This is a genomic window from Aliihoeflea sp. (assembly GCF_052435475.1).
In the GTDB taxonomy this organism is placed as follows: domain Bacteria; phylum Pseudomonadota; class Alphaproteobacteria; order Rhizobiales; family Rhizobiaceae; genus Aliihoeflea.
Window position 1 is genome coordinate 1 of the sequence record NZ_JBQVMV010000049.1, and the last position, 655, is coordinate 655.

1 protein-coding gene is annotated in these 655 nt (G+C 65.3%); it reads left to right on the forward strand.

Translation table 11 applies throughout. The annotated features are described in order from the left end of the window. Positions 1–529 (forward strand): enoyl-CoA hydratase-related protein (locus tag ACT6QU_RS19490; RefSeq protein ID WP_444837033.1); only part of this gene is annotated, 529 nt, incomplete at its 5' end. Between the last annotated feature and the right edge of the window lie 126 nt (positions 530–655).

Consider the following 655-nt stretch of genomic DNA (forward strand, 5'->3'; position numbering starts at 1 on the left):
GATCACCGCCGCGCTGCACGAGGCTATCTCCCATCTCGCGCGCATGCCCAAGCCGTTGGTCGTGGCGGTCAATGGCGCAGCCGCCGGCGCAGGCCTTAGCCTTGCGGCACTTGGTGACATCGTTATTTCGGCGCGCTCGGCGAGCTTCACCATGGCCTATACGGGCATCGGGCTGACGCCAGATGGCGGCGCGACCGCCATCCTCCCGCGGCTGATCGGCTTGCGGCGAACGCAGGAACTGGCGTTTACCAACCGGCGGCTCAGCGCCGACGAGGCGGCGGCGATCGGGCTCGTCACCGAGGTGGTCGACGATAGCGAACTCGAAGGACAGGCCGCCGCGTTGGCCAGCCGGCTTCGCAATGGCCCGGTATCGGCGTTCGCAAATATCCGCTCGCTCCTGATGTCCGGCCTGCCGCTCGATCAACAGATGGACCTCGAGGCCCGCACGATTTGCGACGCCGCCGGATCGCCAGAAGGGCGCGAAGGCATTGCAGCCTTCCTCGACAAGCGCCGCCCCGTCTTCAGCTAATATGCCCTCGTTCCGTTTTCGCTCCTGAAAGGCCACTCATGCACATCCTCTTTGTCGTAGCGCACCCAGAGCCAAACAGCTTCACAGGCGCCCTTCTCGAGAAGGCAAAGGCAGTCGCCGCGGAAG